Consider the following 4,185-nt stretch of genomic DNA (forward strand, 5'->3'; position numbering starts at 1 on the left):
AGGTCATTTAAATGACACAAGGTACAGTAAAATGGTTTAACGCAGAAAAAGGTTTTGGATTTATCGAAGTTGAAGGCGGAAACGACGTATTCGCTCACTTCTCAGCAATCCAAGGCGACGGTTTCAAATCTTTAGACGAAGGTCAAAAAGTTGAATTTGAAATCGAAGACGGTCAACGTGGCCCACAAGCTACAAACATCGTAAAACTTTAATTTTAATGATGTAATAATAAAGAAGAGGTATCCTTTAACGAGGATGCCTCTTTTTTTGGTTAATTCCAAAAAAATGATAAACGTTACTTATTTTAACAGAAAATGTATCCCGTTTTAAGAGGTTTTAGCCGCCTTCATCCCGAAATAAATAGATAAAGGTAGTTTAGGTTAAAATTACCTAAATATGTCTTGAATATATGCTGATTGAATATTTGGGAGATTACGTTGAATTGCACAAAGAAGAGTTAATGAATATTTAGGAAAAGACAAAATTGCAAATTATTGATTATGATGTCCGGTCTCACAATCGTTAAAGCTTTTTTTATTAAAAGGCAGAAATTAGAAGACTAGCTTATTATTAATGATTCCTTTGAACGGAGAGAGACTAAATTGAGACCAGAACTAACAAAAGATTTGAATGTAAAAGATTTTCGTGATTTTTATTGGATAAAAGAGGAGTTACAAACTTTTTGTAGAGCAAATGAAATAAGTGCTTCTGGCTCTAAAACAGAAATTACAGATAGAATAGCAATATTTCTGGAAACAGGAGAAATACAAAAGCCAGTAAGGAAAAGAAGCTATTCCTCTACAGAAATAAAATTAGAAGAGTTAAGTTTAGATACAGTTATTACGGATAATCACCGGTGTAGTCAGGTAGTTAGGGCTTTCTTTACATCCGTTATTCCAAAATTCCATTTTTCCACGTATATTCAAAATTATTTTAAAGAAAACGTAGGAAAAACATATAGGGACGTTATGAATGCATGGTATGAGGAAGAGAAAAGAAAAAAAGACGTAACATATAAAAAACAAATAGGATCACAATTCGAATACAATCAATTTACTAGAGATTATTTTTCAGATCCTAAAAACGAAGGTAAAAAAAGAGAAGATGCAATTAAAGCCTGGAATGCCATTAAAGTTTTACCGGGCAGCAATAAATATAAAGGGTGATTATTATTAATCATATTAATTGCTAGTTCTTTTATGAAGGAGGTATTTTATGAAGATCCGTCCAATGATACTAGAAGATACTAATAAACTTGATGATTTAATGAATGATCTGGGATATCCATCCTCAAAATCAAAGATTCAGGAAAGATTTAATAAGATTTTAGGTTATTCGGATTATCAAACATTCGTAGCCGAAGTAAAGGGTAATTTAGTTGGTTTTGTTGGAATGTGTAAACAGTATGCGTATGAATTTGATGAGCCTTACGTAAGAGTTTTGGCACTAGTAGTTCATGAAGAGTTTCGTAGAGATAATATTGGACAAAGTCTCATGCTAGCTGCAGAAGATTGGGCAAAAAAGAATCATTGTGTAGCGGTGATCTTAAACAGTGGAAATAGGGAAGAACGATTTGCTGCTCATAATTTTTATAAGAAATTAGGATATATAGGGAAAAGTACAGGCTTTAGTAAAAGTCTAGTTAATGATTAGTTTTTCATTTAAAAATTGTAGGTCCAAAAAGAGTAAAGGGGGAGTTGCAATTGTATAAATTTAGTTGGGTGGGGAGTGAAAAGCACTTTGTAGATATACCATATATTCAGCAAGTCAACAACTTAACAATCGGTCGTTTTGGTGGGAATTCATCGGCAGGTCAATATAAAAATGAGGATGGTTGTATCGTTTGGTCAAATGAAGAACAGGATTGGGAATTTGTAGTGCTCCTCGATGCTCATAATTCAGCAGAGAGCGCCGAACTGGTCATAAATACCATTACAGAGGAAGAACAAAATTTAACGACTATTTTCAACATGCCATTACCAGAATCTTTTAATCAAATGGACAAATACATAGTACATATTTTTCAAAATCCACTTTTTCTAGCGAGTTGTCGAGAAATACAAGGTGAAACGGCGTGTCTGATAGTTTTAAGAAAAGACAAGTATGTTTGGTGGTTTTCAGTTGGAGATTGTATCCTTCATCTGTTTCACCCCGAATTGGCTAAGATGGATCAATTTCTTTTGAACCAAAGAAATTTCTATGAATGGATAGGGCAAGTAAACACATTTGAACTGGATGTACCATGCTATAGCACGGGGCGTCGGGAATTAAAAAAAGGAATGAACCATCTTTTTCTTACAACAGATGGTTTAACGGAATGCCCTGATGGTAATTTCCATAACGCTATCGAAATTATGAAGGAATTTGATAACGCCAAATCCCATCAAGATTCTGTTCAGAATTTATTAAAGGAAATTGAAGAAAAGGGAGTACGAGATAGCACTACTATTATTTCGTGGGTAGTTAATGTAGAAAGAAATGCGAGTGAACCAAGTGACTTATAAATTTATGAAGAATAGGAGGCATTTCTATGTTTAAAGTAAAAACGGATTCAGTAGTGGGATATAAGGAAATGAAAATTCCCTACACTTTATTAAGCACCAATGAGGATTCAAAAAATTTAGTAATCATGCTTCCTGGAGCTGGATATAGCACGCAAGCTCCTCTCTTTCATTATTCGACTGGAGTTTTTTTAAATAAATCTTCCGATGTACTGCAAGTAGATTATTCATATAATGATAAATTTTATGATGATTTCAGTATCGATGAAATTAGTGATGCGATTAAGCATGATGTAAGGGTAGTTATCGATCAGGTTTTAAATGATAGATCGTATGAATCCTTTTGTCTAATCGGCAAATCTTTAGGAGCGATTGCTATGTCATCTGAGTTAAAAAGGAATATTTTTAAAGATGCAAAAGCAGTTTGGCTAACTCCGCTTATTAAAAGGGAAGATGTTTTTGAGGCGATGATAAAAGGAGAAAACAGGGGTTTGTGTTTTATCGGTGACAACGATCAGCATTATAATGCAGAAAGATATGAGCAAATAGTTCAAAATACGAACATTGTTTCAACACTATTCCCTAATGTAAATCATGGGTTGCAATATGAGAATGACCCTGTTAATTCAATTGATGTATTAAAAAATGTGATTAAAAAAATTAATGAATTTTAAATACAGATTGCTAGGAAGAATAACAAGGAGTTGAATAGATGACTATCCCGATTTTTAAGGGAATGGAAGGTGTTTTTATCCCTGTAAAAGACCCAGCTATTTCGGCTAAATGGTATGAAGAAGTGCTGGGTTTTAAAATAATTTACATTGAAGAAGAGGCAGCTGTGATGCAAATTGGAGAAGAATCCCAAACGGTAGTATGTTTGGTGAAGACCTTGAATCACGTACCAATGAAGTTCCCGGAGAATAAGTTTGGGGTGGGCAAATACTATAATTTTATTCCTACAGATATAGAAGAAGCCTATAAGCTTTTTCTAGCCAAAGATGTAATGGTGAATCCAATTGGAGGGGAAGGATCCACTAGATTCTTCACATTTTATGATCCGGATGGTAATCCATTGGGAGTTTGTAAATAAAGGCAGTTAAGGTTTTTTAAAGCTGAAAGGAGATAAAAATGAGTGAGAAATTACTAAGAATAGGCACAACATATATTCCAGTAACGGATGTAGACCTTGCTGCTGATTGGTATGTAAAAAAACTAGAAGCAGAGTTAAGCTACAAAGATCAGGACAAAGCTATTTTAACCTTGGCCAATCAAAGTATCTTTCTGGTGAAGTCACCTGAAAGCCAAAGCTCCAATTTCTTGGATATTTACGGGAATGAGCGTTTTTCGTTAACATTTGAAGTCAATGGAATAAAGGCATTGGAAGCATTACACAAAGATTTTAAGCAAAGTGAAATAAAAGTTGGAGAGATTGAAGACAGAGGACACGCTGGACGGAATTTTGTTTTTTATGATTTAGATGGTAATAAATTTGATGTATGGAGTGAACTTAGCCCAACCTTCAAATAAAAATTTCTAGTAAATAAAGAAGCCACTGTTTTGATTAATGAACTGAACCCTATTATGTAGACAGTTTAAAAAAAGCGATGTAGCAGTTTCTTATGCTGCAATTAGATGACTTCGGTAAGTTGCCGGAGTCATCTTTTTTAATGTCCATTGTTTTCTC

Annotated in this window: 7 protein-coding genes; all 7 read left to right on the plus strand. The window is 33.8% G+C overall.

The window, feature by feature from the left end; all coding sequences use genetic code 11:
• Nucleotides 1-11: 11 nt before the first annotated feature.
• Nucleotides 12-212, plus strand: a complete 201-nt coding sequence (locus tag SNE38_RS18910; RefSeq protein ID WP_191701229.1) for a cold-shock protein — start codon at nt 12-14, stop codon at nt 210-212.
• A 390-nt stretch (nt 213-602) separates the two neighbouring features.
• On the plus strand, nt 603-1,166 hold the full coding sequence (locus tag SNE38_RS18915; protein WP_191704650.1) for a DUF6434 domain-containing protein: 564 nt from the start codon (nt 603-605) through the stop codon (nt 1,164-1,166).
• 49 nt (nt 1,167-1,215) lie between these two features.
• A complete protein-coding gene (locus tag SNE38_RS18920) occupies nt 1,216-1,653 on the plus strand; it encodes a GNAT family N-acetyltransferase (protein ID WP_336047151.1) in 438 nt (145 codons plus the stop codon).
• A 50-nt stretch (nt 1,654-1,703) separates the two neighbouring features.
• The gene (locus SNE38_RS18925) at nt 1,704-2,504 is read left to right on the plus strand and encodes a protein phosphatase 2C domain-containing protein (RefSeq protein WP_336047152.1); all 801 of its coding nucleotides are present in this window, start codon (nt 1,704-1,706) and stop codon (nt 2,502-2,504) included.
• Between the two features lie 26 nt (nt 2,505-2,530).
• Complete coding sequence (locus SNE38_RS18930; protein ID WP_336047153.1) at nt 2,531-3,175, plus strand: alpha/beta hydrolase; 645 nt, start codon at nt 2,531-2,533, stop codon at nt 3,173-3,175.
• Nucleotides 3,176-3,213: 38 nt separating this feature from the next.
• Nucleotides 3,214-3,591: a VOC family protein gene (locus tag SNE38_RS18935; RefSeq protein ID WP_336047154.1), complete on the plus strand. Its 378-nt coding sequence runs from the start codon at nt 3,214-3,216 to the stop codon at nt 3,589-3,591.
• Between the two features lie 38 nt (nt 3,592-3,629).
• Complete coding sequence (locus SNE38_RS18940) at nt 3,630-4,028, plus strand: VOC family protein (protein ID WP_191704652.1); 399 nt, start codon at nt 3,630-3,632, stop codon at nt 4,026-4,028.
• The last annotated feature ends 157 nt before the right edge of the window (nt 4,029-4,185 follow it).

The organism is Solibacillus ferritrahens, assembly GCF_037027585.1.
Taxonomy (GTDB): domain Bacteria; phylum Bacillota; class Bacilli; order Bacillales_A; family Planococcaceae; genus Solibacillus; species Solibacillus ferritrahens.